Annotated in this window: 23 protein-coding genes; 10 read left to right on the forward strand and 13 right to left on the reverse strand. The window is 61.2% G+C overall.

Annotation, left to right across the window (positions count from 1 at the left end; genetic code table 11):
- Positions 1-42 precede the first annotated feature (42 nt).
- On the forward strand, positions 43-786 hold the full coding sequence (gene pdxJ / locus CKW11_RS15920; RefSeq protein ID WP_085654695.1) for a pyridoxine 5'-phosphate synthase: 744 nt from the start codon (positions 43-45) through the stop codon (positions 784-786).
- A gap of 127 nt (positions 787-913) precedes the next feature.
- Here pdxJ and mltF read toward each other — a convergent pair whose 3' ends face one another.
- Complete coding sequence (gene mltF / locus CKW11_RS15925; RefSeq protein ID WP_095138274.1) at positions 914-2,374, reverse strand: membrane-bound lytic murein transglycosylase MltF; 1,461 nt, start codon at positions 2,372-2,374, stop codon at positions 914-916.
- Between the two features lie 285 nt (positions 2,375-2,659).
- Between mltF and purL the strand changes: the two genes are divergently transcribed.
- The 3 genes from purL to CKW11_RS15940 all read left to right on the forward strand — a co-directional run bounded on the left by purL (position 2,660) and on the right by CKW11_RS15940 (position 8,378).
- Positions 2,660-6,556 (forward strand): phosphoribosylformylglycinamidine synthase, encoded by a 3,897-nt coding sequence (purL, locus tag CKW11_RS15930; protein ID WP_095138275.1) that lies wholly within the window; start codon positions 2,660-2,662, stop codon positions 6,554-6,556.
- Positions 6,557-6,561: 5 nt separating this feature from the next.
- Positions 6,562-6,873 carry a YqfO family protein gene (locus CKW11_RS15935; RefSeq protein WP_095138276.1) on the forward strand — a complete coding sequence of 104 codons (312 nt, stop codon included), beginning with the start codon at positions 6,562-6,564 and terminating at the stop codon, positions 6,871-6,873.
- A gap of 1,142 nt (positions 6,874-8,015) precedes the next feature.
- Positions 8,016-8,378: a DUF6124 family protein gene (locus tag CKW11_RS15940; RefSeq protein ID WP_095138277.1), complete on the forward strand. Its 363-nt coding sequence runs from the start codon at positions 8,016-8,018 to the stop codon at positions 8,376-8,378.
- A gap of 240 nt (positions 8,379-8,618) precedes the next feature.
- On the opposite strand, the gene CKW11_RS29155 is transcribed toward CKW11_RS15940, so the two are convergent.
- The 9 genes from CKW11_RS29155 to CKW11_RS15980 form a co-directional block, all read right to left on the reverse strand.
- Positions 8,619-8,738 carry an EF-hand domain-containing protein gene (locus CKW11_RS29155; RefSeq protein ID WP_143500017.1) on the reverse strand — a complete coding sequence of 40 codons (120 nt, stop codon included), beginning with the start codon at positions 8,736-8,738 and terminating at the stop codon, positions 8,619-8,621.
- A 15-nt stretch (positions 8,739-8,753) separates the two neighbouring features.
- The gene (locus tag CKW11_RS15945) at positions 8,754-8,981 is read right to left on the reverse strand and encodes an EF-hand domain-containing protein (protein ID WP_095138278.1); all 228 of its coding nucleotides are present in this window, start codon (positions 8,979-8,981) and stop codon (positions 8,754-8,756) included.
- A gap of 248 nt (positions 8,982-9,229) precedes the next feature.
- Entirely contained in the window at positions 9,230-10,939 is a 1,710-nt protein-coding gene (gene nagE / locus CKW11_RS15950; RefSeq protein ID WP_095138279.1) for an N-acetylglucosamine-specific PTS transporter subunit IIBC, read from the reverse strand.
- 35 nt (positions 10,940-10,974) lie between these two features.
- A complete protein-coding gene (gene ptsP, locus CKW11_RS15955; RefSeq protein WP_095138280.1) occupies positions 10,975-13,488 on the reverse strand; it encodes a phosphoenolpyruvate--protein phosphotransferase in 2,514 nt (837 codons plus the stop codon).
- Positions 13,489-13,667: 179 nt separating this feature from the next.
- On the reverse strand, positions 13,668-14,681 hold the full coding sequence (locus tag CKW11_RS15960) for an SIS domain-containing protein (RefSeq protein ID WP_095138281.1): 1,014 nt from the start codon (positions 14,679-14,681) through the stop codon (positions 13,668-13,670).
- The gene (gene nagA, locus CKW11_RS15965; RefSeq protein ID WP_095138282.1) at positions 14,674-15,780 is read right to left on the reverse strand and encodes an N-acetylglucosamine-6-phosphate deacetylase; all 1,107 of its coding nucleotides are present in this window, start codon (positions 15,778-15,780) and stop codon (positions 14,674-14,676) included. Before nagA ends, CKW11_RS15960 begins: the two co-directional genes overlap by 8 nt.
- A 24-nt stretch (positions 15,781-15,804) precedes the next feature.
- The gene (locus CKW11_RS15970; protein WP_045122308.1) at positions 15,805-16,536 is read right to left on the reverse strand and encodes a GntR family transcriptional regulator; all 732 of its coding nucleotides are present in this window, start codon (positions 16,534-16,536) and stop codon (positions 15,805-15,807) included.
- 283 nt (positions 16,537-16,819) lie between these two features.
- Positions 16,820-17,335, reverse strand: coding sequence for a murein L,D-transpeptidase family protein (locus CKW11_RS15975; protein WP_095138283.1), 516 nt, complete (start codon positions 17,333-17,335; stop codon positions 16,820-16,822).
- A gap of 84 nt (positions 17,336-17,419) precedes the next feature.
- The gene (locus CKW11_RS15980; protein ID WP_007967805.1) at positions 17,420-17,971 is read right to left on the reverse strand and encodes an NUDIX hydrolase; all 552 of its coding nucleotides are present in this window, start codon (positions 17,969-17,971) and stop codon (positions 17,420-17,422) included.
- Positions 17,972-18,117: 146 nt separating this feature from the next.
- Between CKW11_RS15980 and CKW11_RS15985 the strand changes: the two genes are divergently transcribed.
- From CKW11_RS15985 to purT, 5 genes are all read left to right on the forward strand, one after another.
- Entirely contained in the window at positions 18,118-18,717 is a 600-nt protein-coding gene (locus CKW11_RS15985; protein ID WP_007967803.1) for a CoA pyrophosphatase, read from the forward strand.
- A 44-nt stretch (positions 18,718-18,761) separates the two neighbouring features.
- The gene (locus CKW11_RS15990) at positions 18,762-19,286 is read left to right on the forward strand and encodes a gamma carbonic anhydrase family protein (RefSeq protein ID WP_095138284.1); all 525 of its coding nucleotides are present in this window, start codon (positions 18,762-18,764) and stop codon (positions 19,284-19,286) included.
- Positions 19,283-19,498: a DUF1289 domain-containing protein gene (locus CKW11_RS15995; RefSeq protein ID WP_095138285.1), complete on the forward strand. Its 216-nt coding sequence runs from the start codon at positions 19,283-19,285 to the stop codon at positions 19,496-19,498. Before CKW11_RS15990 ends, CKW11_RS15995 begins: the two co-directional genes overlap by 4 nt.
- 156 nt (positions 19,499-19,654) lie before the next feature.
- Positions 19,655-20,122, forward strand: a complete 468-nt coding sequence (locus CKW11_RS16000) for a VUT family protein (protein ID WP_095138286.1) — start codon at positions 19,655-19,657, stop codon at positions 20,120-20,122.
- A 99-nt stretch (positions 20,123-20,221) separates the two neighbouring features.
- On the forward strand, positions 20,222-21,403 hold the full coding sequence (gene purT, locus CKW11_RS16005) for a formate-dependent phosphoribosylglycinamide formyltransferase (RefSeq protein WP_041063124.1): 1,182 nt from the start codon (positions 20,222-20,224) through the stop codon (positions 21,401-21,403).
- Positions 21,404-21,496: 93 nt separating this feature from the next.
- Here purT and CKW11_RS16010 read toward each other — a convergent pair whose 3' ends face one another.
- The 3 genes from CKW11_RS16010 to CKW11_RS16020 form a co-directional block, all read right to left on the reverse strand.
- On the reverse strand, positions 21,497-22,813 hold the full coding sequence (locus CKW11_RS16010; RefSeq protein WP_047601383.1) for an MFS transporter: 1,317 nt from the start codon (positions 22,811-22,813) through the stop codon (positions 21,497-21,499).
- Positions 22,814-23,175: 362 nt separating this feature from the next.
- Positions 23,176-24,408: a transporter associated domain-containing protein gene (locus CKW11_RS16015; protein ID WP_095138287.1), complete on the reverse strand. Its 1,233-nt coding sequence runs from the start codon at positions 24,406-24,408 to the stop codon at positions 23,176-23,178.
- A gap of 12 nt (positions 24,409-24,420) precedes the next feature.
- Complete coding sequence (locus CKW11_RS16020; RefSeq protein WP_027610969.1) at positions 24,421-25,233, reverse strand: inner membrane protein YpjD; 813 nt, start codon at positions 25,231-25,233, stop codon at positions 24,421-24,423.
- 195 nt (positions 25,234-25,428) lie between these two features.
- On the opposite strand from CKW11_RS16020, the gene ffh reads away from it, so the two are divergent.
- A complete protein-coding gene (gene ffh / locus CKW11_RS16025; RefSeq protein ID WP_007967791.1) occupies positions 25,429-26,805 on the forward strand; it encodes a signal recognition particle protein in 1,377 nt (458 codons plus the stop codon).
- Positions 26,806-26,853: the final 48 nt, after the last annotated feature.

Genomic DNA, 26,853 nt, shown 5'->3' on the forward strand with positions numbered 1-26,853 from the left:
CCGTATGCTGTGCGCCGAATCTCTAAATTCAGGAGCGCATCCGTGACCACCAGCAATCGCATTCTTCTTGGCGTGAACATCGACCACGTCGCCACCCTGCGTCAGGCCCGTGGCACACGCTACCCGGATCCGGTCAAGGCAGCGCTGGACGCGGAAGAGGCGGGCGCCGACGGCATCACCGTGCACCTGCGTGAAGACCGCCGGCACATCCAGGAGCGCGACGTGCTGTTGCTCAAGGATGTGCTGCAGACCCGCATGAACTTCGAAATGGGCGTCACCGAAGAAATGATGGCGTTCGCCGAGCGCATCCGTCCGGCGCACATCTGCCTGGTTCCGGAAACCCGTCAGGAACTGACCACTGAAGGCGGTCTGGATGTAGCGGGGCAGGAGGAGCGGATCAGGGCGGCGGTCGAGCGCCTGTCGAAGATCGGCAGCGAAGTGTCGTTGTTCATCGATGCCGACGAGCGTCAGATCGCTGCGTCGAAACGCGTTGGTGCGCCGGCCATCGAGCTGCACACCGGGCGTTACGCCGATGCCGAAACCCCGACCGAAGTTGCTGAAGAATTGAAGCGTGTGGCGGACGGCGTGGCGTTCGGTCTGGCGCAGGGCCTGATCGTCAATGCCGGGCATGGCCTGCATTATCACAACGTCGAAGCCGTGGCGGCGATCAAGGGCATCAACGAATTGAACATCGGCCATGCGCTGGTGGCGCATGCGTTGTTCGTGGGCTTCAAGTCAGCTGTTTCCGAGATGAAAACGCTGATTCTGGCGGCCGCCAAGCACTAATCAACACCCCAGAACCCAATGTGGGAGCGGGCTTGCTCGCGAAGGCGGTGTATCAGTCAAAGAATATGTCGACTGAAACTCCGCCTTCGCGAGCAAGCCCGCTCCCTCATTGGATTTATGCTGTTGGTTAGAGCGGGGCAGGCTCTTGAGCCGGTTTTGACTTGTCGATCCCCGGCACATGCAGATTGCCCTCGGCCACCTGATCGCCTTCAAGCTGCGGCTGGGTCACCCAGGTCAGGATGTCGTAGTAGCGACGGATGTTCGCCACGAAATGCACCGGCTCGCCGCCTCGGGCATAGCCATAGCGGGTCTTGCTGTACCACTGCTTCTGCGACAGCCGCGGCAAAATCTTCTTCACATCGAGCCATTTGTCGGGGTTCAACCCTTCCTTGGCCGTCAGCTTGCGCGCGTCATCCAGGTGACCGCTGCCGACGTTGTACGCCGCCAGGGCAAACCAGGTGCGATCCGGCTCCTTGATCGAATCGTCGAGCTGATCCTTCATGTAGGCCAGGTACTTGGCGCCGCCCATGATGCTTTGCTTGGGATCAAGACGGTTCGACACGCCCATCGCCTGGGCGGTGTTCTGGGTCAGCATCATCAGACCGCGTACGCCGGTTTTCGAGGTGACCGCCGGTTGCCACAGCGATTCCTGATAACCGATGGCCGCCAGCAGCCGCCAGTCGACTTTCTCTTTCTTGGCGTAAGTCTTGAAGTGCTGTTCGTATTTGGGCAGGCGCTGCTGCAAGTGCTGGGCGAAGGTGGTGGCGCCCATGTAGCCGAGGACATCGACATGGCCGTAGTAACGGTCTTTCAGGCGCTGCAGGGTGCCGTTTTTCTGCACCTTGTCGAGGTAGGCGTTGATCTCGTTGAGCAGGCTGTTGTCTTCGCCGGCGGCCACCGCCCAACTCTGACTGCGCGCATCGCCGAGGTCGAAGGCCACGCGGATGTTGGTGAAGTACACCTGGTTCATCGCCACTTCGTTGGAGTCGACCAGCGTCAGATCGATCTGGCCTTCATCGACCATGCGCAGCAGGTCGACCACTTCAACGGCGTCGGACTCTTCGTATTCGATGCCCGGAAACTTCTTTTTCAGCTCCGCCAGTTGTTCGGCGTGGGTGCTGCCCTTGAGCACCATGATCTTCTTGCCGACCAGATCACCTGGATCGGTAGGGCGCGACTGGCCGTTGCGGTAGATGATCTGCGGGGTGACTTCGAGGTAGGAGTGGGAAAACCGCACCTGCTTCTTGCGATCCTCGCTGCTGACCAGACCTGCCGCCGCCAGCACCGGGCCGTTCGGCTTGCCGATCTGGTTGAACAGGTCGTCGAGGTTGTCGGCGGTCTCGATCTTCAGCTCGACCCCCAAATCGTCGGCGAAGCGCTTCACCAGCTCGTATTCGAAGCCGGTTTCACCGCTGCGATCCTGAAAGTAGGTGGCGGGGCTGTTACGGGTAATCACCCGCAGCACACCATCCTCCTTTACGCGCTCGAGTGTGTTGGGTTTATCAACACAGCCACCGAGCATCAGGAAGAGTCCGGTTGCGATCAGCCATTTGGCGTACCGCGGACGCAAAGCCGTTGGGAAAAACATCTGCGCAGTATACGCAAACGGCTGCGGGCGCCATATCTCGACAGTGAGGGGGTTGTCTGCTAGAGATCACAAAACTGCACGAAACCCCGCAGGAATGGGGGTGAACGGCATTTTGTGACAGAAAAAATAAGCGCTGCCCGCGCACCCTCGGAATTTGACTTCAAAGGCAGAAACACAGATTGATATCCGAGTGCAACCGTGCGTAGCGTTTCGGGTGATGTTGAGGGCGGTTTAGGCTAGAATGCACGGCCTCAAAGCACACCCCTTCCCGAGGCTGTCCCGAAGATGTTGATCCTGCGCGGCGCTCCTGCCCTTTCTGCCTTTCGCCACAGCAAACTCCTTGAGCAACTGAGCCAGAAGGTTCCAGCTGTCAGTGGCCTGTATGCTGAATTCGCTCACTTCGCCGAAGTCACCGGCGTCCTGACCGGCGACGAACAGCAGGTGCTTGCGCGCCTTCTGAAGTACGGCCCAAGCGTTCCGGTACAAGAGCCGACCGGTCGTCTGTTTCTGGTGTTGCCGCGTTTCGGCACCATCTCGCCATGGTCGAGCAAGGCCAGCGACATCGCCCGCAACTGCGGCCTGAGCAAGATCCAGCGCCTGGAACGCGGCATCGCGTTCTACGTGGCCGGCCAGTTCAGTGACGCCGAAGCCCAGCAAATCGCCGACGTGCTGCATGACCGCATGACCCAGATCGTTCTGGGCAATCTGGAACAGGCCGCCGGTCTGTTCAGCCACGCCGAGCCGAAGCCGCTGACCGCGATCGACATCCTTGGTGGCGGTCGCGCCGCGCTGGAAAAAGCTAACACCGAGCTGGGCCTGGCCCTGGCCGAAGACGAGATCGACTACCTGGTCAACGCCTTCAACGGTCTCAAGCGCAACCCGCACGACATCGAACTGATGATGTTCGCCCAGGCCAACTCCGAGCACTGCCGCCACAAGATCTTCAACGCCAGTTGGGATATTGATGGCGAGAGCCAGGAAAAAAGCCTGTTCGGCATGATCAAGAACACCTATCAGATGCACAACGAAGGCGTGCTGTCCGCTTATAAGGACAACGCTTCGGTGATCGTCGGTAACGTCGCCGGCCGCTTCTTCCCGGATCCGGAAACCCGCCAGTACGGCGCGGTGCAGGAGCCGGTGCACATTCTGATGAAGGTCGAAACCCACAACCACCCGACCGCGATCGCCCCGTTCCCGGGCGCGTCCACCGGTTCCGGTGGCGAGATTCGCGACGAAGGTGCAACCGGTCGTGGCGCCAAGCCAAAGGCCGGCCTGACCGGTTTCACCGTGTCCAACCTGCAGATTCCGGGCTTCGAACAGCCGTGGGAAGTGCCGTACGGCAAGCCTGAGCGCATCGTTACCGCGCTGGACATCATGATCGAAGGCCCGCTGGGCGGCGCCGCATTCAACAACGAATTCGGTCGTCCGGCCCTGACTGGCTACTTCCGTACCTTCGAACAGTCGATCAGCACCCCGCACGGTGACGAAGTTCGTGGCTACCACAAGCCGATCATGCTCGCGGGCGGCATGGGCAACATCCGCGAAGAACACGTCAAGAAAGGCGAGATTCTGGTCGGCTCCAAGCTGATCGTGCTTGGCGGCCCGGCAATGCTGATCGGTCTGGGCGGCGGCGCCGCTTCCTCGATGGCCACCGGCACCAGCTCGGCTGATCTCGACTTCGCTTCCGTACAGCGTGAAAACCCTGAGATGGAGCGTCGCTGCCAGGAAGTCATCGACCGTTGCTGGCAACTGGGCGACAAGAACCCGATCAGCTTCATCCACGATGTGGGCGCGGGCGGTCTGTCCAATGCCTTCCCGGAACTGGTCAACGACGGCGACCGTGGTGGCCGTTTCGAACTGCGCAACATTCCAAACGACGAGCCGGGCATGGCCCCGCACGAAATCTGGTCCAACGAATCTCAGGAACGTTACGTTCTGGCGGTCGGCCCGGCCGACTTCGAGCGCTTCAAGGCGATCTGCGAACGCGAGCGTTGCCCGTTCGCCGTGGTCGGCGAAGCCACTGCCGAGCCACAGCTTACTGTCACGGATAGCCACTTCGGCAACAACCCGGTGGACATGCCGCTGGAAGTGTTGCTGGGCAAGGCGCCGCGCATGCACCGTTCGGTGGTTCGCGAAGCCGAGCTGGGTGACGATTTCGATCCGTCGAACCTCGACATCAGCGAATCCATCGAACGCGTCCTGCATCACCCGGCCGTGGCGAGCAAAAGCTTCCTGATCACCATTGGCGACCGTACCATCACCGGCCTCGTGGCCCGTGACCAGATGGTCGGCCCATGGCAGGTTCCGGTGGCCGACGTCGCCGTCACCGCCACCAGTTTCGACGTCTACACTGGTGAAGCGATGGCCATGGGCGAGCGGACTCCGCTGGCGCTGCTGGACGCTCCGGCGTCGGGCCGCATGGCCATCGGCGAAACCCTGACCAACATTGCCGCTTCGCGCATCAACAAGATCTCCGACATCAAACTGTCGGCGAACTGGATGTCCGCTGCCGGCCACCCGGGCGAAGATGCGCGTCTGTACGACACCGTGAAAGCGGTCGGCATGGAACTGTGCCCTGAGCTGGGCATCACCATTCCGGTGGGCAAGGACTCGATGTCCATGGCCACTCGCTGGAACGACAACGGCGAAGAAAAAACCGTGACCTCGCCGATGTCGTTGATCGTGACCGGTTTCGCCCCAGTGGCTGACATCCGTCAGACCCTGACCCCGGAACTGCGCATGGACAAGGGCACCACCGACCTGATCCTGATCGACCTCGGTCGCGGTCAGAACCGTATGGGTGCCTCGATCCTTGCCCAGGTGCACGGCAAGCTCGGCAAGCAGGCTCCGGACGTCGATGACGCCGAAGACCTGAAAGCCTTCTTCGCGGTGATCCAGGGCCTCAACGCCGACGGTCACCTGCTGGCGTACCACGACCGTTCCGACGGTGGTCTGCTGACCTCCGTGGTGGAAATGGCTTTTGCCGGCCACTGCGGTCTGAGCCTGAACCTGGACAGCGTTGCCGAAAACTCGGCAGAAATCGCCGCAATCCTGTTCAACGAAGAACTGGGTGCGGTGATTCAGGTTCGTCAGGACGCCACTCCGGACATCCTCGCGCAGTTCAGCGCGGCCGGTCTGGGCGACTGCGTGTCGGTGATCGGTCAGCCGATCAACAATGGCCAGATCAACATCACCTTCAACGGTGACACGGTGTTCGAAGGCCAGCGTCGTCTGCTGCAACGTCAGTGGGCCGAGACCAGCTACCAGATCCAGCGTCTGCGTGACAATGCCGACTGCGCCGAGCAAGAGTTCGACGCGCTGCTGGAAGAAGACAACCCGGGCCTGAGCGTCAAGCTGAGCTACGACGTCAACCAGGACATCGCCGCGCCTTACATCAAGAAAGGCATTCGCCCACAGGTTGCCGTGCTGCGTGAGCAGGGCGTCAACGGTCAGGTGGAAATGGCCGCCGCGTTCGACCGCGCCGGTTTCAACGCGATCGACGTGCACATGAGCGACATTCTCGCTGGCCGCGTCGACCTGAACGAGTTCAAAGGCCTGGTGGCCTGCGGTGGTTTCTCCTACGGCGACGTGCTCGGCGCCGGTGAGGGCTGGGCCAAGTCGGCGCTGTTCAACAGCCGTGCCCGCGATGCGTTCCAGGGCTTCTTCGAACGTAACGACAGCTTCACCCTCGGCGTGTGCAACGGTTGCCAGATGATGTCCAACCTGCACGAGCTGATCCCGGGCAGCGAGTTCTGGCCGCACTTTGTGCGCAACCGCTCCGAGCAGTTCGAAGCGCGCGTGGCGATGGTGCAGATCCAGGAATCGAACTCGATCTTCCTGCAGGGCATGGCCGGTTCGCGTATGCCGATCGCCATCGCTCACGGTGAAGGCCATGCCGAGTTCTCCAGCGAAGAAGCGCTGCTGGAAGCTGATCTGTCGGGTTGCGTGGCGATGCGTTTCGTCGACAACCACGGCAAGGTCACCGAAGCCTACCCGGCCAACCCGAACGGTTCGCCGCGCGGGATTACCGGTCTCACCAGCCGCGACGGTCGCGTGACGATCATGATGCCGCACCCGGAGCGGGTGTTCCGCGCGGTGCAGAACTCGTGGCGTTCGGAAGACTGGACCGAGGATGCTCCTTGGATGCGCATGTTCCGTAATGCTCGTGTCTGGGTGAACTAAGCGTCGTGTATAAGCTCGGGTTTTTTGTTCCTGACAGTCATGTCGAGGTGGTCAAGGACGCTGTATTCGCTGCCGGTGGTGGGCGGATCGCGGACTATGACCACTGTGCTTGGCAGGTGCTTGGGTCTGGTCAGTTTCGGCCTTTGCACGGCAGTCAGCCGTTCATTGGTGAGGCGGGGCAGGTTGAGCGGGTTGAGGAGTGGAAGGTTGAGCTTGTGGTTTGTGACGCGTTGATTGGTGATGTGGTGGCGGCTTTGAAGTTGAGTCACCCTTACGAGACGCCGGCTTATGAGGTGTGGCGGCTGGAGGATTTCTGATCTTTTTGCCGCTGGAACGGGAAGCCCGCAGATGAGTGATTGTCTGCGGGTTTTTTGTTGGCTGCGATTTGCGTTTCTGTAGGAGTGAGCCTGCTCGCGATGGCGCCCTGACAGGCGACCATGCTCTGGCTGACTGAGTGAATATCCGATTCTTCGGGTGCGGCGGCTGGCGGTTTCGCCCTTACGGCGAGTCACCTTTTCCAAACGCCGAAAAGGTAACCCAAAAGGCTTGCTCCTACGTTCGGCCCACTCGCTGGGGCTCGGGGTCCCTTCGCTGCGGGATTGATCCGGGCGCAGCGCCTCCGGTTTGCTTCGCTGCACCTCCTCTCGCTGTGTTTGGCTTCGCCAAACGGTCGCTGCGCTCCCACCCCCGGATCAATCCCTCCACTCAGCCTTCCGACGTCGCCCGTGGATCAAGATCAAGATCAAGAGCTGCAGCCGAGCTAACGCTCATCCTGTTGAGTGGGGCGGCTTCGCCGCATGGGTTGTGCGCTTGCTAAGTTGTAGGAGCCAGCCTGCTGGCGATGGCGGCCTGACAGCCGACCGATCTCTACCTGAATACGCCGGGTTCAACCTGTGGGAGCGGGCTTGCTCGCGAAGGCGTCCTGACAGCTGACGGATCCATTGCAGATGTACTCAACCTCTGTGGGAGCCCTGCTTGCCAGCGATGGCGGCCTGACAGCCGACCAATCTCTAGCTGATGCAGTACTCACCTGTAGGAGCTGCCGAAGGCTGCGATCTTTTGATCTTGCCTTTGATTGTGGAAAGCCAAAGTCAAAAGATCGCAGCCTTCGGCAGCTCCTACAGTGGGATGTTTTGTGTTTAAAAATGTGTGGAATCAGAAGAACCTTCCCACAAGGTTTTCAGGTTGTCCCTCGGACGTCCGATCTCTAGGCTTTGTCTGTCGCTGCCAATTCAGCGACCGGGAGGTGAGATACCCGATTTGGATCCCCAGACAAGTGCCCCCATAATTGCGGCCAGCTTTCGCTGTCAGCAATTCATTATGGCGGCTATGTACGGGCGGACTTCGGTCCGGCCGGATTTGGGGTCCTTACCGGTAATCTCACTCCGTACATAGCTGCCACCTCTTCTCCGAGTGAGATCGGGAGCAAGTGGCTACGACACTTAAAAGGACTTGTTCGATGGACAAACTGATCCCCGACCCACCCAACGAAACCATAGCACCACCCATAGACGCCATCCGCGTCGAAGACCTGACGAAAGACCGTGAAGCCATCAAGCGCGCTGTCGATTTCTACTTCACCCCGCAACCCGCTCAGGCGCATCAGCCCAGCACGATGTTCCTGGTCAACCCAAGCATCGACACCGAAACCCTGCTGGCCCACGCCTACGAATCGTTGGCCTGCGCCAGTGCCATGGCCAGCAACTTCGCCAACGAACTCAGCGGCCTGCAACGCAGCACCGCTCTTGCCATCCAGCAAATCGTCATGCTCGCCGAACTCGCGGTAAACCGCGCGCTGGATCGAGTCGATCCACAAGCCTGAGCACTGCGTTATCGTTCATCGCCAGCAGGCTTGCTCACAGGTGAAACGCATTCCCCTGTAGGAGTGAGCCTGCTCGCGAGGGCGGCTGAACAATCGGCAAGTATCTATATGAAGAAACACTTCTTTAGAGTCGCCTTCTCTTATGGTTCAAACGATCTGACAAAGCTGATAAAAAACTCATCCCAAGTTAGTTGTCGGTCATTGTCGTCGTCATGTCGTTCATAAAGCAGAGTCAGCTCATCAATGAGTTTGGCGGGGGGTACTGCAGCCGTCCTTTGCGTTGAGAAGCTCATTGAACGACACCCTCCCATCCTTGTTAGCGTCATAGCGATTGAAGTCCCGATCGAATTGTTCTATCACCTGCCAACGAAGCGCTTATCTGCCAATCACGTCGTTCACGTAATCCGCAAGGAACTCAAACCAGGTGATCTCAGCGTTATTGTCGACATCGAGTTCTTTGACCAACGCCGCCAGTGTCTCCGGTGATGTGTACGGCGCCATCGCCTGCTCATACTCACGAACGGTAAGCTTCCCATCCTTGTTCCGGTCATGTCTGATGAAGTCGCTTCGAAGGTTTTCCAGCTTTTCGACGGTAATTGCCATTTTGTCACCTTTCACTGTGAGTTGAAGAGTTCAAGGCGACGTCAACTAGCAAACACCGCCTTTAACGGGCAGGTTATTAACATGGAGTACGAGTAGGCAACTGTCATATCTGACAGTTGACAGAGTTTAAATAAACGCGGGTATTCATAAGCAGCTGGAGCTGCCGACGGATGCGATCATTTGATCTTTTTAAAAAAATCCGGATCAAGAGATCGCAGTCTGCGGCAGCTCTTTATTGCGATTCAAACCTAGGCACTAACCTCACTTCGATTGACGAGGGCCTCAATCGCCCCACTCAAACTCGCCGCTTTCTCGCCAATCAACAAATGCCAGACCCCACCCTCCAACGGGCTGACACCCTGGCAACCCAGCTCTTTCAACTGAGCCTCGGACAACGCTTTACCATCGACCAGTTGCAGGCGAATGCGGGTCAGGGCGATGCAGTCCAGCTGCAGCACATTCTCGCTACCGCCCAACGCCGTCAGCCATTGTTGGGCTTCCGGTGCAGCGACCATTGCAGCTTTCGATTCCTCGACCACCACCGCAGGCGCAGCCACCAACGCACGCCCCAGCGCCGGCATGGCGAGGCGGATTTCGTCGGCGATGCTGTCGGCCAATGGCCCGACCACAACCTGCAAGCTGCCGCCCTTGCCCGGGCGTACCACGGCCATCGCACCCAGAGCCTTCAAGTCAGCGTCGGAAGCCTTGTTGCGATCGACCATTTCCAGGCGCAGACGAGTCGTGCAGGCGCCAACGGTGAGCAGGTTCTCGGCACCGCCCAAGGCTTTGATGTAAGCCGCAGCGCGCTCGTTCTCGGTGAGAACTGCCTTTTCAGCCGCCGCCACATCCTCACGCCCCGGCGTCTTCAAATTGAAGCGGCGGATACAGAAATCAAACACCGCGTAATACACCACGGCATACGCCAGACCGACCGGAATCACCAGCCAGCCATTGGTCGAGCGCCCCCAACCCAGCACCATGTCGATGAAGCCGCCGGAGAAGGTAAAACCGAGGTGGATGTTCAGCGCATTGGTGATCGCCATCGACAGGCCGGTCAGCAGCGCATGCAGCAGATACAACAACGGCGCCAAAAACATGAAGGCGAATTCAATCGGTTCAGTCACCCCGGTCAAAAACGACGTCAAAGCCATCGACAGGAAGATCCCGCCCATGACCTTACGGCGCTCCGGCAACGCGTTGCGGTACATCGCCAGGCACGCGGCGGGCAGGCCGAAGATCATCATCGGGAACATGCCGGTCATGAACTGGCCGCCCTTTGGATCGCCGGCGAAGTAGCGTGACAGGTCGCCGGTGACCAGTGCTCCGGTGGTCGGGTCGGTGAAGTTGCCGAACACGAACCACGCCATGTTGTTGAGGATGTGGTGCAGGCCGGTGACGATCAGCAAGCGGTTGAACACGCCAAACACGAACGCACCAATGCTGCCGCTTTCCATCATCAGAGTGCCGAAGCTGTTGATGCCGTGCTGGATCGGCGGCCAGATGTAGCCAAACACCACGCCCAGCCCGACCGCCGCGAACCCGGTGACAATCGGCACGAACCGGCGGCCGCCGAAGAACGCCAGGTACTCCGGCAGCTTGATGTCCTTGAAGCGGTTGTACAGCGCGCCGGCCATCAGGCCGCTGACGATCCCGGCGAGCATGCCCATGTTGATGCTCGGGTCGAGCACCTTGAGGGTGGAGATCATCACCAGGTAACCGATCACCCCGGCCAGGCCTGCGGTGCCGTTGTTGTCCTTGGCGAACCCGACGGCGATGCCGATGGCGAAGATCATGGCCAGGTTGGCGAAGATCACTTGCCCGGCATCGTGGATGATCGCGATGTTCAGCAGGTCGGTGTCACCCAGACGCAGCAGCAGCCCGGCGATCGGCAGAATCGCGATCGGCAGCATCAGCGCGCGGCCGAGGCGTTGCAGGCCTTCGATGAAGAGTTGGTACATGGTGGTTCTCCCTGCTCTTTATAGAGAGCTTGTTGTTAGTGCAGAGGCCAATGCTGGTGGCAGGCGTGACGAACCGCAGCGGCGCTGTTGAGCTTCAACAGATCGAGGCTGAGGCGTTGGCATTCGGCCTCGTGCAACTGGCGCACGCGATCCTTGATTTCACCGATTTGCACCGGGCTCACCGACAGCTCGGTCACGCCCAGACCGATCAGCACTGGTGTCGCCAGCGGATCGGAGGCGAGGGCACCGCAGACGCCGACCCAGCGCTTGTGCACCGCCGCACCTGCGCAGGTCATGGCGATCAGCCGCAGCAGCGCCGGGTGCAGGGCATCGACGCGAGCGGCGAGGCCGGCGTGGTCGCGGTCCATGGCCAAGGTGTATTGCGACAGGTCGTTGGTGCCGATCGACAGGAAGTCGGCGTGTTCAGCCAGTTGCTCGGCCTGCAAGGCAGCGGCGGGGACTTCGATCATCACGCCGATTTCCGGGCGCTGATTGATGCCCAACTCCAGGCACAGCGCATCGACCCGTTGGCGGATGTGCAGCAGTTCGTCGACTTCGGTGACCATCGGCAACAGGATCCGGCAACGGCGCAGCGGGCTGACTTGCAGCAGTGCGCGCAATTGCTGATCGAGGATTTCCGGACGGGCCTGGGCCAGACGAATGCCACGCAAGCCCAAGACCGGGTTGGCTTCGGCGGGCAACGGCAGGTAGTCGAGTTGCTTGTCGCCGCCGACGTCGATGGTGCGGATGATCACCGAGTGCTCACCCATGGCATCGAGCACGGCTTGATAGGCGGCGCGCTGCTCGTCGACGTCCGGCGCGGTCTGCCGGTCGACGAACAGGAACTCGGTACGCAGCAGGCCGACGCCATCGGCGCCGTTGGCAAAGGCGTCTGCCGCTTCATGGCTGGAGGCGACATTGGCGACCACTTCGATGGCCACGCCATTGCGGGTTTCAGCGGGCAGGTGGGCCTTGGCCTGTTGCGCATCGCGGCGTTGCTGACGGTCGATTTGCGCCTGCTGCACTTCGGCCAGGCGTTCGGCGTTCGGCGTCAGTTCGAGGCGGCCGCCATCGGCATCCAGCACCACCGACTGACCTTGTGCTTGATCGAGTAAAGCGGCGCCCAGTGCAACCAGGCACGGCAGACCTTTGCCGCGCGCCAGAATCGCCACGTGCGAAGTCGCGCCGCCCTCGGCCATGCACAACCCGGCGACACCTTGGGCGCTGAGTTGCAGCAGATCCGACGGCGTCAGTTCATGCGCAGCGACGATGGCCCCGGCCGGCACCTCGTAATGCCAGGCTTCGCCAAGCAGGGCGCGCAGCACCCGTTGCTTGAGGTCGCGCAGGTCGTTGGCGCGTTCGGCCAGCAGCGCGCTGCCGGTGTGTTGCAGCACTTCGCACTGCACGTCGATCGAATGGCTCCACGCGTGGGTCGCCGCTGTGCCTTGATCGATGGAATGCTGCGCAGCGTCGAGCAGGGCCGGGTCTTCGAGCAGTGCCAGATGTGCGGCGAAGATCGCTTCCTCGTCGGTGCTCTTGTGCTTTTTCGCTTGGGTGAGAGTGGCGTGGATTTCGCCGCGCACCTGCTTCAGCGCCGACTCAAGCACCTGCTGTTGCACCAGCGGATCATGACTGCCCGTATCTGCCGGCAGGCTGATCGCGTTCAGGCGAAACAGCGGCCCGCCGACCAGTCCTGGTGCGGCGCACACACCTTGCAGCACGCCAGTCTCGGCCGGACGCTTGCTCGGTGCGGCGTTGACCGGTGCAGCGGCGTGATGATCATCCGGCAGGGCGGTCGCCAACGCATTCAGCATTGCTTGCAGTGCAGCTTCGGCGTCCGGCCCCTGACAGCTGACGTGTACTTCATCCTGCTCGCCGATGGCCAGTCCCATCAGGCCGATCAGGCTGTTGCACGGCGCCGATTTACCGGCGAAGTGCAGCTGCGACTGGCACTTGAAGCCTTGTGCGGTCTGGCGAATCAGTGCGGCAGGGCGCGCATGCAGACCGCCGCGATGCGCCACCAGCACTTGTCCACGCACCTCAGGCCCGCGAGTTTCTTCAACATTCGCAGCCGCACCGTTGCGGGCAATGATGTGCAGCAACGGCTCGCCGACCTTCACCGCTTTGAGGGTGATCGGGCGCACCTGGAAATCCTGGCTGTTGGTCAGGATCAACAGGCTGACCAGGCTTTTGCACTGCTGGCCGACCTGGTCCAGGTCGTAGCGCAACAACGGCTGGCCGTTGCTGACCCGCGTACCTTCCTTGACCAGCATCGAGAAGCCTTCGCCGTTCAGTTCAACGGTGTCGAGGCCCAGGTGCAGGAGGATTTCTGCACCGTTGTCAGCGCGCACGGTCAGGGCGTGGCCAGTACGGGCGACGTGGATGATCTCTCCAGCGCAGGGCGAATACAGAGTGTCATTCAGCGGGTCGATGGCGATGCCGTCACCCATCGCGCCGCTGGCGAACACCGCGTCCGGGACTTTGGCGAGCGTGAGCACCGGGCCGCTGAGCGGGGCGCTGAGGGTCAGCTCTTTATTGTTGTTGTGCATGGCTCGGTCTCATCAGTAATTTCGCTTTCCCCCGTAGGAGCTGCCGCAGGCTGCGATCTTTTGATCTTGATTTAAAAAACAACATCAAAAGATCGCAGCCTGCGGCAGCTCCTACAGGGTTGTGCATCAATCAACGGTTTTCGCGTCCGCCGACAGGGTTGTGCATCGTTCAGCAGTGGTTAATGCGTACGGGTCACTTTGCTCAGGTGGCGCGGCTGATCCGGGTCCATGCCGCGGGCCACGGCGAGACCTGCGGCCATCACGTAGAAGCTCTGGATCGCCAGGATCGGATCGAGGGCCGGGTGCTCGGCGCGGCTCAGGGTCAGGTCGCGTTCGAGGATGTCGTCCGGCGCCGCGAGCAGCACACGGGCGCCGCGTTGACGCATCTCTGCCGCAAGGCTGATCAGACCGGCCTGTTCGGCACCGCGCGGGGCGAACACCAGCAACGGGTAATGCTCGTCGATCAACGCCATCGGGCCGTGACGGACTTCGGCACTGCTGAACGCTTCGGCCTGAATCGACGAGGTTTCCTTGAATTTCAGCGCGGCCTCTTGGGCGATGGCGAAACCGGCACCACGGCCGATGACCATCAGACGCTCACAATCGCGCAAGGCATCGATGGCTGCTGCGCTCCAGTCCTGCTGTGCCGCGTCGCGCAGTCCTTCGGGCAGGGCGTTGTGCGCTTCCAGCAGTTCACGGTCTTCTTTCCAGTGCGCGATCAGGCGGGCGCTGGCGCTGAGGGTGGCGATAAAACTCTTGGTCGCGGCGACGCTGCTTTCGGTGCCGGCGAGCAGCGGCAGGCTGAACTCACACGCCGCTTCCAGTGGCGAATCGGCGGCGTTGACCATCGACACACTGAGGGCGCCACGCTTGCGCAACAGTCGCAGACTGTTGACCAGATCCGGGCTCTGCCCCGATTGCGAGAACGCGAACGCCACCTGACCGCTGACCTTCAGCGGCGCCTGTTGCATGGTCACCACCGACATCGGCAACGACGCCACCGGTACGCCCAGTTGCTGCATGGTCAGGTAGGCGAAGTAGCTCGCTGCATGGTCGGAGCTGCCGCGCGCAACGGTCATCGCCACTTGCGGCGGCTGACGGCGCAGGCGCCCGGCGATCTCGATCATCTGCGGGTCGAGCTGTTGCAATTGGGCTTGCACGGCCTCGAACGAGGACAGCGCCTCTTCAAGCATTTTTGAAGTCAATGTCTTCTCCTTCGACCATGACGGCGGTCAGTGTGAGTGAGCGATCCAGCCGCACGCAGTCGGCCCAGGCCCCCGGTTGCAGGCGCCCGCGTTCAGTGATGCCGAGGTAGTCGGCGGGAAATTGCGACAGACGCTGCGAGGCCTCGGCGATCGGCAATCCGATCTTCACCAGGTTGCGCAGGGCCTGATCCATGGTCAGGGTGCTGCCGGCCAGCGTGCCGTCGGGCAGGCGCACGCCGCCCAGGCATTTGGTCACGGTGTGGCTACCGAGCTTGTATTCACCGTCGGGCATGCCGGCGGCCGCGGTCGAATCGGTGACGCAATACAGGCACGGGATCGAACGCAGGGCCACGCGGATCGCACCGGGGTGCACGTGCAGCAAGTCCGGGATCAGCTCGGCGAATTTGGCGTGGGCCAGCGCGGCGCCGACGATCCCCGGCTCGCGGTGATGCAGCGGGCTCATGGCGTTGTACAAATGGGTGAAGCTGGTGGCGCCGGCATCCAGGGCGGCGACGCCTTCCTCATAGCTGCCGAGGGTGTGGCCGATTTGCATGCGGATGCCGCGGCTGCTCAGTTCACGAATCAACCCGTCGTGACCGGCGATTTCCGGGGCGATGGTGATCACCCGGATCGGCGCCAGCGCCAGGTATTCCTCGACTTCGGCCATCAACGCGGTGTGGGCAAAGTTCGGTTGCGCGCCGAGTTTGCCGGGGTTGATATACGGGCCTTCGAGGTGCACACCAAGCACCCGGGCGGCACCTTGCGGACGCTGTTCGCAGAACTCGCCGACCTCTTTCAGCACGCTGGAGATCTCGGCACTCGGCGCGGTCATGGTGGTGGCCAGCAGCGAGGTGGTGCCGAAACGCACGTGGGTTTTGGTGATGGTTTCGAAGGCGCTGGCGCCTTCCATGATGTCTTTGCCACCGCCGCCGTGGACGTGCAGATCGATGAAACCCGGCAGCAGGTAGGGCAGGTCATTGTCGGCCGGGTCGCAGGGCACGCCTTCGATCGACACGACTTTGCCGTGTTCGTGAATCAGCCGGCCGCGAACCCAGCCGCTGGCGGTGAGGATGTTGTCTTCGGACATTTCGGTTCTCGCTTATGGCCGCTCTTAACGACGCAGCTCTGCAACAAAGTCGTAGTAGTCGTTGCGGCAATAGGTGTCGGTGACTTCGATCGGCGTGTTGTCTTCCAGATAGCCGACCCGGGTCATCAGCAGCATGGCGGTGCCGGGGGCGATGCCGACCAGCGCGGCGAATTCGTCCGAGGCGTTGATCGCCTGGATGTGCTGCAGGGCGCGGACGATCGGTTTGCCGATGCCGTCGAGGTATTCGTAGAGCGAATCGCCGACCAATTGCGGCTTGGGCATGATCGAGGCGGGCAGGGTGCTCATCTCGATGGCCATCACGGTGTCGTCGGCCTTGCGCAGGCGTTTCATGCGCGCGACCTTGTCGTTCGGCGACAGGCTCAGGCGGATCAGTTCTTCGTGAGTCGGCAGAGTGATTTCGCGCTCCAGCCACTGCGAGCTGGGGACGAAACCCTTGAGGCGGAGCATTTCGCTGAAGCCCGAGAGGCGTGACAGCGGTTGTTCCAGACGGGGGGTGATGAAGGTGCCGGAACCTTGCAGGCGGCGGATCAGACCTTGATCGAGCAGCACTTCCAGCGCCTTGCGCGCGGTGACCCGGGAGATCCCCAGTTGCTCGCTGAGGTTGCGCTCGGACGGCATCGCCTGCTCGGCCTTCCACTGCCCGGAATGGATCGCCGATTCCAGATTGCGCGCCAGCTGCAGGTACAGCGGCGTCGGCTGGGAGTCATCTGGGCGTAGGGCCTGGAGGTCGTTCATGTAGGTCATTTCCGACGCGAGTATAGGATTGTTGTGGCTCGCTTGTGGGGCGGAAATTAATACCACTTGAATACCATGTCAACGCGTCGAATCGGCCTATGGCCCAATGAAATGGCGGGTTTTTGGGGGTGTGGTTTTAAGTGGTATTAGTGGTGGGCTTTAAAAAGCAAAAGATCGCAGCCTGCGGTAGCTCCTACAGTGGGAAGTGGTATCAACCCTGTAGGAGCTGCCGCAGGCTGCGATCTTTTGATTTATTTTTTTGTGGGTGACCGGTGGTCGCTGATTAAGGGCGAATCTCGATCATCGTACCGTCCGGCACCAGACCCCAGACTTCACGCATGTCCATGTTGCGCATGGCGATGCAGCCGTCGGTCCAGTCCAGAGTGTGGAACAGGTCTTCCGGAGTTTCTTCCGAATCCGGGGTGCCGTGGATCATGATCATCCCGCCAGGCTCGACGCCTTCACGGCGGGCACGGGCCGAATCGCTGATGTTCGGGTAGGAAATGTGCATCGCCAGATTGAATTTTTCACTGACCTTGCGCCAGTCGATCCAGTAGAAGCCTTCGGGCGTGCGTTTGTCTCCTTCAATCAGTTTCGGACCTTTTTTCGCGCCCTTGCCCAGGGAAATGCGATAGGTCTTGATCGGCTTGCCGCCGGAAATCAACTGCAGTTGATGCGCCGATTTGAGCACCAGTATCTTTTCGATCAGCGGGGTATCCGACGGCGTCACGGTGGTCACGAAGGACGCTTGGGACACGGTGACGAACGACAGGCAAAACAGGGCAAGCAACCAGCGCATTGAAACGATTCCCCAAGGAGTGACGCAATGTTAAGTGTAGGAGCTGCCTAAGGCTGCGATCTTTTGATCTTTGGATTCTTTGAGTCAGCTAATGGCAGGCTGGACCAACGGCGGAATCGATTCCGAACGAACCGGATACGCCTCGACCCGACGATCCGCGAAGAAGCATTCTAAGGTACGCCCCACGGTGCGGAAAGCCAGCTCGTCCCACGGGATGTCGGCTTCGTCGAATAGTTGTACTTCGAGGCTTTCGGGCCCGGCGGCAAAGTCCAGATCGGCCAGTTCGGCACGGAAGAACACGTGCACCTGGCTGATGTGTGGCACGTCGATCAGCGTGTAGATGCTCAGATTACGCACTCGGGCGCAGGCTTCCTCGGCGGTTTCGCGGATCGCGGCCTGCTCGATGGTTTCGCCGTTTTCCATGAAACCGGCAGGCAACGTCCAGTAACCGAGCCGTGGCTCGATGGCGCGGCGGCAGAGCAGCACTTTACTGCCCCAGGTCGCGACGCAACCGGCAACGATATTGGGGTTTTGATAGTGAATGGTCTGACAGCTGTCGCAGACAAATCGCAGCCGCGAGTCGCCTTCGGGAATGCGCTGGGTCACCGGGTTGCCGCACTGACTGCAAAATTTCATGCTGGGGTTCCTGAATGCTGCGCCTATCTTGGCGTGCAGCGGTGCCGGTCGGCAAGTTGTCGTTTCGCGACATGGCCCGGCGAGGGGCTTGGGCGGCTGCAATGATTGGTGCATGATGCAGGGTAAGGCACAGATCGAGAACACTCATGCTGGACGAGCTACTGCATAGGGTAAGCAACCACACACCGCGCACGCTGGAGACCGATAAACGTTTCCCCGAGGCCGCTGTTCTGGTGCCGATCACTCGCAGTGACGAACCCGAGCTGGTGCTGACCCTGCGCGCCAGCGGCCTCTCGACCCACGGCGGCGAAGTGGCTTTTCCCGGCGGACGCCGGGATCCGGAAGACCCCGACCTGATTTTCACCGCCCTGCGCGAAGCCGAGGAAGAAATCGGCCTGCCACCGGGACTGGTCGAGGTGATCGGCCCGCTCAGCCCGCTGATCTCCCTGCATGGCATCAAGGTCACGCCGTATGTCGGGGTGATCCCGGACTTCGTCGAATACCAGGCCAACGATGCCGAGATCGCCGCAGTATTCAACGTGCCGCTGGAGTTCTTCCGCAAAGACCCGCGCGAACACACGCATCGTATCGATTACCAGGGCCGCAGTTGGTACGTGCCGAGTTATCGCTATGGCGAATTCAAGATCTGGGGTTTGACCGCTATCATGATCGTCGAACTGATCAATCTGCTCTATGACGAACAGATCAGCCTGCATCATCCGCCCAAAAGCTATATCAACACCTGAAGCCATCGCTCGAATGGCCCGTTCGTGAGCCTGAGGAAAACAAGATGAAATACCGCCTGGGCGACGCCCGCGTCGAAACCCATCCACAGAGCTGGGTCGCGCCCAATGCCGTGCTGGTGGGCAAGGTCAAGCTCGAAGAGGGCGCCAACGTCTGGTTCAACGCCGTGCTGCGCGGTGACAACGAGCTGATCCTGATCGGCAAGAACAGTAACGTCCAGGACGGCACGGTGATGCACACCGACATGGGCTATCCGCTGACCATCGGCACGGGCGTGACCATCGGCCATAACGCCATGCTCCACGGTTGCACCGTGGGTGATTACAGCCTGATCGGCATCAACGCGGTGATTCTCAACGGCGCGAAAATCGGCAAGAACTGCATCATCGGCGCCAATTCGCTGATCGGCGAAGGCAAGGAAATTCCCGATGGCTCGCTGGTGATGGGCTCACCGGGCAAGGTCGTGCGTGAACTGACCGAGGCGCAGAAGAAGATGCTCGAAGCCAGCGCCGCGCACTATGTGCATAACTCGCAGCGCTATGCGCGAGATCTGGTCGAGCAGGAAGAATGAGTACTCCCGAAAGACCGGTTGCCTCGCCGTGTGTGAATATCTGCGCACTGGATGAAGACGATATCTGTACCGGTTGCCAGCGCACCGTCGCTGAGATCACCCGCTGGGGCCGGATGACCAACGACGAGCGGCGCGTGGTGCTGGGGTTGTGTCATGAGCGGGCGAAGGCGAGTGGGTTGGTGTGGATGATTCCCGGAAAATCAGGCGCCTGACAGCCCGCCTTCGCGAGCAAGCCCGCTCCCACATTTGAAATGCATTCCCCTGTGGGAGCGGGCTTGCTCGCGAAGAGGCCAGAACAGTCGCCACTTCTTATTGGCCCCACACCAAGCCCTGAAGTAACCTGTGCGCCAATTTCTCAGGTCGCCACCATGATTTTCCTCATCGCCTACATCAGCAGCGTCGTGCTGATCAACTTCGCCTTTTCCACTGCGCCACACCTGGACATCATCTGGTCGGCCTGGGGCGGGTTGGTGTTCGTGTTGCGCGACATGGTGCAAACCCGATTCGGCCACGGTGCGTTGGTGGCGATGCTGGCGGCGCTGGTGCTGTCATACGTCACTTCTGATCCATCCATCGCCTTGGCCAGCGCCACAGCGTTCGCGGTGTCCGAGATCATCGACTGGCTGGTGTTCAGCGTCACCAAACGGCCGTTGCGCGACCGCCTGTGGATCAGCTCGGCGCTGAGCATTCCCCTCGATACCTTCATCTTCTTCGGCATGATCGACCTGATGACGCCACCGGTGATCATCACCGCATTGGCCTCGAAGTTCGCCGGCGTCACTGCCGTCTGGCTGATCATGGCCTGGCGCGAGCGCAAACAGGCTGTCGCCAGCTGAGCCAAACCCTGCGGTTCATGTAAAATGCCGCGCTTTCTCCCCATGGAAAGCGCGGCTGGCGTTGCTTTCCTCGATGATCCGCTTCTTTGAGGACCTGAGATGACCCGTATCGGAACTCCATTGTCGCCGACCGCGACCCGCGTATTGCTGTGTGGCTGTGGTGAGTTGGGCAAGGAAGTGGTGATCGAGCTGCAACGCTTGGGCGTTGAAGTGATTGCCGTCGACCGTTACGCCAACGCGCCGGCCATGCAGGTTGCGCACCGCAGCCACGTGATCAACATGCTCGACGGCGCCGCGCTGCGTGCAGTCATCGAGGCCGAGAAGCCGCACTTCATCGTGCCGGAAATCGAAGCCATCGCCACCGCCACGCTGGTCGAACTGGAAGCCGAAGGCTTCACCGTGATCCCGACCGCCCGCGCCGCCCAACTGACCATGAACCGCGAAGGCATCCGTCGCCTGGCCGCTGAAGAGTTGGATCTGCCAACTTCGCCGTACCACTTTGCCGACACCTTCGAGGATTACAGCAAAGCCGTTCAGGATCTGGGCTTCCCGTGCGTGGTCAAGCCAGTCATGAGCTCGTCGGGCAAAGGCCAGAGCCTGCTGCGCAGCGCCGATGACGTGCAGAAAGCCTGGGAGTACGCGCAAGAAGGCGGTCGCGCCGGCAAAGGTCGGGTGATCATCGAAGGCTTCATCGATTTCGACTACGAAATCACTCTGCTGACCGTGCGCCACATCGGCGGCACCACGTTCTGCGCACCGGTCGGTCACCGTCAGGAGAAGGGCGACTATCAGGAGTCCTGGCAGCCACAGGCCATGAGCCCGATTGCCCTGGCTGAGTCCGAGCGCGTGGCCAAAGCCGTGACCGAGGCCCTGGGTGGTCGCGGGCTGTTCGGTGTCGAGCTGTTCATCAAGGGCGATCAGGTGTGGTTCAGCGAAGTCTCGCCGCGCCCGCATGACACCGGTCTGGTGACCCTGATTTCTCAGGACCTGTCGCAGTTTGCCCTGCACGCGCGCGCCATTCTCGGTCTGCCGGTGCCGCTGATCCGTCAGTTCGGCCCTTCGGCTTCGGCGGTGATTCTGGTGGAAGGGCAGTCGACCCAGACCGCGTTCGCCAACCTTGGCGCAGCGCTGAGCGAGCCGGATACGGCGTTGCGTCTGTTTGGCAAGCCTGAGGTCAACGGTCAGCGCCGGATGGGCGTGGCGTTGGCGCGGGATGAGTCGATTGAGGCGGCGCGTGCGAAAGCGACTCGTGCTGCTCAGGCTGTTGTTGTAGAGCTGTAAACCGAGGCGCGGCTTTCGCGAGCAAGCTCGCTCCCACAGGGAAATGCATTCCAATGTGGGAGCGGGCTTGCTCGCGAAGCTTTTGATCTCCTGTCAGGCAACCTGATTCAGATCGTTATTCCTCGTTTCCTTAAGGCACAGCACAGCAATCAGGCTGAGTACTGCTGCCGCCGACACATACCCGCCGACATAACTCAAACCACCCATCGCCACCAGTTTCTGCGCAAAGAACGGAGCCGCCGAGGCGCCGACGATCCCGCCGAGGTTGTAAGCGGCCGATGCGCCGGTATAGCGCACGTGCGTCGGAAACAGTTCTGGTAGCAGCGCACCCATCGGGGCAAACGTCACGCCCATCAAGAACAGCTCGATGCACAGGAACAGCGCCACGCCCCAGGTCGAACCCTGCGTCAGCAACGGCTCCATCAGGAATCCGGACAGAATCGCCAGCACACCGCCGACGATCAACACCGGTTTGCGCCCGTAACGGTCGCTGGCCCATGCTGACAACGGTGTTGCCGCGGCCATGAACAGCACGGCAAAGCACAACAGTCCAAGGAACGTCTCACGGCTGTAGCCGAGGGTGGATACGCCGTAGCTCAGGGAAAACACCGTCGAGATGTAAAACAGCGCATAGCACACCACCATCGCCGCCGCGCCGAGCAGGGTTGGTGCCCAGTACTGGCTGAACAGCTCGACCAGCGGCACTTTCACTCGCTCCTGACGAGCAATCGCGTTGGCGAACACCGGCGTTTCGTGAAGTTTCAAACGCACATACAGGCCAACCATCACCAGTGCCGCGCTGAGCAGAAATGGAATCCGCCAGCCCCAACTGCGGAACTGCTCATCATCGAGGGTCATCGCCAAGGTCAGGAATAACCCATTGGCCGCGAGAAAACCGATCGACGGGCCAAGCTGCGGGAACATGCCGAACCACGCCCGTTTGCCCTTGGGCGCATTCTCCGTCGCCAATAGCGCCGCGCCACCCCATTCACCACCCAATCCCAGACCCTGACCGAAACGCAGCACGCACAACAGAATCGGGGCCCAGGCGCCAATGCTGTCGTAACCCGGCAGCACGCCAATCAGCGTGGTGCACACGCCCATCAGGAGTAGCGAGGCGACCAGTGTCGATTTGCGCCCGATGCGGTCACCGAAATGGCCGAACAGCGCCGAACCCAGCGGCCGGGCGAGGAAGGCGATGCCGAAGGTGAGAAACGCCGAGAGCATCTGCGCGGTGCCGGAAGTCTGCGGAAAGAACACCGGCCCGATCACCAGTGCAGCGGCGGTGGCGTAAACGTAGAAGTCGTAGAACTCGATGGCGGTGCCGATGAAACTCGCCGTTGCCACGCGGGTGGCGGAGTTGGTCGGCTGGGCAGGCGCGGTGGCGCTGTAAGCGGTACTGGTCGTCATGCGGTGATCCCTGACAGTCATGGCTCCGTTGGAGCGAATTATTATGGTTGAACACCCAGGGATGTGGGATGAGACGCGAGCGCTGTTTCGAGTAGGAACAGTCGTCGGGGTAGTGCGGAAAATTACCGAAACCGTTGGCGTGCGGGGTAAGCACAGGGCTCGGCGGCGCTCGGGTAAGCGGCTCGATTATAGGAAGGGGGCTAACGAATGAACAAGAGCAAAGATCGCTGCTGTCGGGCTTTCTGTGGCGAGGGAGCTTGCTCCCGCTCGGGCGCGAAGCGGCCGCATGAATCTGTGGGTAAATCAAAAGCCAGGGCTGCTTCGCAACCCAGCGGGAGCAAGCTCCCTCGCCACAGCAGCTCTTAGACCTTGGCAGGCACCGAGCTTGTATGCCAGATCAACACCTTGCTCACCCGGTTGTCCTCGGTCTCGAGGATCTCCAGCCGATAACGCCCGATCTTCAGGCACACCGCGCTGTCCGGAATGGTCTCCAGCGCCTCGGTCACCAGGCCGTTGAGGGTTTTCGGCCCGTCGCTCGGCAAGTGCCAGCCCAGGCATTTGTTCAACTCGCGGATCGACGCGGTGCCGTCGATCACCATGCGCCCGTCGGGCTGCGGATGGATGTGCGGGTTGTCGAGGCTGTGCTCGCTTTCGAATTCGCCAACGATCTCTTCGAGAATGTCTTCCAGGGTAACGATGCCCAGCACTTCGCCGTACTCGTCCACCACCATGCCCAGCCGGCGCTGCTGCTTGTGGAAGTTCAGCAGTTGCAGTTGCAGCGGCGTGCTTTCCGGAACGAAGTACGGCTCGTAGCTGGCCGCCAGCAGCGCTTCGCGGGTTAGTCGGCCATCGCTGAGCAGATGGCGGATCTGCCGGGTGTTGAGCACCGCTTCGACCTGGTTGATGTCGCTGTGGAACACCGGCAGGCGCGTGCGTTTGTTCTGGCGCAGTTGTTCGATGATCGCTTCGATCGAGTCGTCGAGGTTGATGCCGTCGACATCGCTACGTGGCACCAGAATGTCGTTGACCGTGATGTTGTCCAGCGCGTGGATCCCGGAAACCGGGTGGGCGCGAGACGGGTGTTCCGGGTCGTCGTCAGGGCCTGCAGGTTCTTCGTCTTCGCTTTGCTGCACCACTTGGGGTTTGCGCGCGAAGGGACGCAGCAGCAAACCGCTGATGCGGCTCAGCAGCCAGGCCAGCGGGTAAAGAATCTTCAGCGGAACCGCCAGCAGGGTATTGCCGAACGACAGCACCGCATCCGGGTAGCGCTGGGCCACGGTGCGCGGAAAGTAATCGGCAAACACCAGCAATACGGCGCCGGCGCCGAGGCAGGCGGCCCACGGGCCGTTCTCTTCGCAGAGGAAGATCGCCAGCAGCGTGGCAATGATTACCGCGAGGGCGCGGCACAGGGTGTTGCACAGGATCAGACTGTCGAGCGGGAAGCTCAGCTTCGCCAGCGGTTTATCGCTGGCGCGCGAGGCGGTGCGTTGCGCGAGCAAGTGCTGCTGCGCGATTTCGACGGCGGTAAACAGCCCCGACCATAAAATCAGCAGGACAAATACCGCGAGCATCGGCCCTATGGGCAAACCGTCCATTTATGCCGCCCGTCAGATGTGCAGGATGTATTCACGAACCAGCTTGCTGCCGAAATACGCCAACATCAGCAGGCAGAAACCGGCGAGGGTCCAGCGAATCGCCTTGTGGCCGCGCCAGCCGAGGCGATTACGGCCCCACAGCAGCACGCTGAACACGATCCAGGCCAGACACGCCAGCAAGGTCTTGTGCACCAGATGCTGGGCGAACAGGTTCTCGACGAACAGCCAGCCGGAGATCAGCGACAGCGACAGCAGCGTCCAGCCGGCCCAGAGGAAGCCGAACAGCAGGCTTTCCATGGTTTGCAGCGGCGGGAAATTCTTGATCAGGCCCGACGGGTGCTTGTGCTTGAGCTGGTGATCCTGCACCAGCAAGAGCAAGGCCTGGAATACCGCGATGGTGAACATGCCGTAGGCAAGGATCGACAGCAGGATGTGAGCGAGGATGCCCGGCTCTTCGTCGATGATCTGTACCGTGCCGGCCGGGGCGAACTGCGCCAGCAGCACCGTCGCCGCGCCGAGCGGGAACAGCAGTACCAACAGATTTTCCACCGGGATCCGCGAGCAGGCCAGCAGCGTCAGCGCGATGACGGCCGCGGCGATCAGGCTGGCGGCGCTGAAGAAGTCCAGGCCCAGGCCGATCGGCGTCAGCAGGTGAGTGAGCAGGCTGGCGCTGTGGGCGAGCACGGCGAGGATGCCGAGCGTAACCAGCAGGCGCTTGTTCGCCTTGGCGCCGGAGGCCAGGCGGGTGCCCTGATAAAGGGTCGCAGCGGCATAAAGAAGCGCGGCGGCGATGGTAGTCAGCAAACTGGGTGACAAGGGGAGCATAAATCCTGTTAGGCAGGCCCGAAAGGCGCTGAGTTTGGCATAGAACCGCCACACCACGAAAGTGCGAGGTGTCCGCCCGACGCAGTCTTCGCTATAATCCGCGACCTGCCCACGCCGCAGGCTCGCCGAGCACATGTTGAATCCGGTCTGGGCCGCCATTATCCCGGTCTACACAGGGCCTGAAAGGATCGCGCAATGTTTGAAAACTTAACCGACCGTCTCTCGCAGACGCTGCGCCATGTCACCGGCAAGGCGAAGCTGACTGAAGACAATATCAAAGACACCCTGCGCGAAGTGCGCATGGCGTTGCTCGAAGCCGACGTCGCCCTGCCGGTGGTCAAGGACTTCGTCAATTCGGTCAAGGAGCGCGCTGTCGGCACCGAGGTGTCGCGCAGCCTGACGCCGGGCCAGGCATTCGTGAAGATCGTCCAGGCCGAACTCGAAAGCCTGATGGGCGCGGCCAACGAAGACTTGAACCTGAGCGCCGTGCCGCCCGCCGTCATTCTGATGGCCGGTCTGCAGGGTGCCGGTAAAACCACCACCGCCGGCAAACTCGCGCGCTTCCTTAAAGAACGCAAGAAGAAGTCGGTGATGGTCGTGTCGGCGGACATTTACCGTCCGGCTGCTATCAAGCAGCTGGAAACCCTGGCCAACGACATCGGCGTGACGTTCTTCCCGTCCGACCTGAGCCAGAAGCCGGTCGACATCGCCAACGCGGCTATTAAAGAAGCAAAACTCAAATTCATCGACGTGGTCATCGTCGACACCGCCGGTCGTCTGCACATCGACGAAGAGATGATGGGCGAGATCAAGGCGCTGCACGCCGCGATCAACCCGGTGGAAACCCTGTTCGTGGTTGACGCCATGACCGGTCAGGACGCGGCCAACACGGCCAAGGCCTTCGGTGATGCGCTGCCGCTGACCGGTGTGATCCTGACCAAGGTCGACGGCGATGCCCGTGGCGGTGCCGCGCTGTCGGTACGCGCGATCACCGGCAAGCCGATCAAGTTCATCGGTATGGGCGAGAAGAGCGAAGCGCTCGATCCGTTCCACCCTGAGCGTATCGCTTCGCGGATCCTCGGCATGGGCGACGTGCTCAGCCTGATCGAACAGGCTGAAGCGACCCTCGACAAGGACAAGGCCGACAAACTGGCCAAGAAGCTGAAGAAGGGCAAGGGCTTCGACCTCGAAGACTTCCGCGATCAGCTGCAACAGATGAAGAACATGGGCGGCCTCGGCGGGCTCATGGACAAACTGCCGAGCATCGGCGGCGTCAACCTGTCGCAAATGGGCAATGCCCAGAACGCGGCAGAGAAGCAGTTCAAACAGATGGAAGCCATCATCAACTCCATGACCCCGGCCGAGCGCCGCGACCCTGAGCTGATCAGCGGTTCGCGCAAACGCCGGATCGCCATGGGTTCCGGCACTCAGGTGCAGGACATCGGCCGCTTGATCAAGCAGCACAAGCAGATGCAGAAGATGATGAAGAAATTCACCGCCAAAGGCGGTATGGCGAAAATGATGCGCGGCATGGGCGGAATGTTGCCCGGCGGCGGCATGCCAAAAATGTGATACCAGGACACTAAGACTTCGCCGGTCGTCGCACCGGCGCAGACCCTG

Source organism: Pseudomonas sp. Irchel s3a10 (genome assembly GCF_900187525.1).
GTDB lineage: Bacteria > Pseudomonadota > Gammaproteobacteria > Pseudomonadales > Pseudomonadaceae > Aquipseudomonas > Aquipseudomonas koreensis_G.

What these genes read in the sequence shown, in the direction of transcription:
- mltF (WP_095138274.1), bottom strand. Translation starts at nt 2,374, where the DNA reads ATGTTTTTCCCAACGGCTTTGCGTCCGCGGTACGCCAAATGGCTGATC.
- nagE (WP_095138279.1), bottom strand. Translation starts at nt 10,939, where the DNA reads ATGTACCAACTCTTCATCGAAGGCCTGCAACGCCTCGGCCGCGCGCTG.
- CKW11_RS15990 (WP_095138284.1), top strand. Translation starts at nt 18,762, where the DNA reads ATGAAATACCGCCTGGGCGACGCCCGCGTCGAAACCCATCCACAGAGC.
- purL (WP_095138275.1), top strand. Translation starts at nt 2,660, where the DNA reads ATGTTGATCCTGCGCGGCGCTCCTGCCCTTTCTGCCTTTCGCCACAGC.
- CKW11_RS15945 (WP_095138278.1), bottom strand. Translation starts at nt 8,981, where the DNA reads ATGGCAATTACCGTCGAAAAGCTGGAAAACCTTCGAAGCGACTTCATC.
- purT (WP_041063124.1), top strand. Translation starts at nt 20,222, where the DNA reads ATGACCCGTATCGGAACTCCATTGTCGCCGACCGCGACCCGCGTATTG.
- ptsP (WP_095138280.1), bottom strand. Translation starts at nt 13,488, where the DNA reads ATGCACAACAACAATAAAGAGCTGACCCTCAGCGCCCCGCTCAGCGGC.
- CKW11_RS15985 (WP_007967803.1), top strand. Translation starts at nt 18,118, where the DNA reads ATGCTGGACGAGCTACTGCATAGGGTAAGCAACCACACACCGCGCACG.
- ffh (WP_007967791.1), top strand. Translation starts at nt 25,429, where the DNA reads ATGTTTGAAAACTTAACCGACCGTCTCTCGCAGACGCTGCGCCATGTC.
- CKW11_RS16015 (WP_095138287.1), bottom strand. Translation starts at nt 24,408, where the DNA reads ATGGACGGTTTGCCCATAGGGCCGATGCTCGCGGTATTTGTCCTGCTG.
- CKW11_RS15940 (WP_095138277.1), top strand. Translation starts at nt 8,016, where the DNA reads ATGGACAAACTGATCCCCGACCCACCCAACGAAACCATAGCACCACCC.
- CKW11_RS15960 (WP_095138281.1), bottom strand. Translation starts at nt 14,681, where the DNA reads ATGCTTGAAGAGGCGCTGTCCTCGTTCGAGGCCGTGCAAGCCCAATTG.
- nagA (WP_095138282.1), bottom strand. Translation starts at nt 15,780, where the DNA reads ATGTCCGAAGACAACATCCTCACCGCCAGCGGCTGGGTTCGCGGCCGG.
- CKW11_RS15970 (WP_045122308.1), bottom strand. Translation starts at nt 16,536, where the DNA reads ATGAACGACCTCCAGGCCCTACGCCCAGATGACTCCCAGCCGACGCCG.
- CKW11_RS16010 (WP_047601383.1), bottom strand. Translation starts at nt 22,813, where the DNA reads ATGACGACCAGTACCGCTTACAGCGCCACCGCGCCTGCCCAGCCGACC.
- CKW11_RS15980 (WP_007967805.1), bottom strand. Translation starts at nt 17,971, where the DNA reads ATGAAATTTTGCAGTCAGTGCGGCAACCCGGTGACCCAGCGCATTCCC.
- CKW11_RS16000 (WP_095138286.1), top strand. Translation starts at nt 19,655, where the DNA reads ATGATTTTCCTCATCGCCTACATCAGCAGCGTCGTGCTGATCAACTTC.
- CKW11_RS16020 (WP_027610969.1), bottom strand. Translation starts at nt 25,233, where the DNA reads ATGCTCCCCTTGTCACCCAGTTTGCTGACTACCATCGCCGCCGCGCTT.
- CKW11_RS15975 (WP_095138283.1), bottom strand. Translation starts at nt 17,335, where the DNA reads ATGCGCTGGTTGCTTGCCCTGTTTTGCCTGTCGTTCGTCACCGTGTCC.
- CKW11_RS15995 (WP_095138285.1), top strand. Translation starts at nt 19,283, where the DNA reads ATGAGTACTCCCGAAAGACCGGTTGCCTCGCCGTGTGTGAATATCTGC.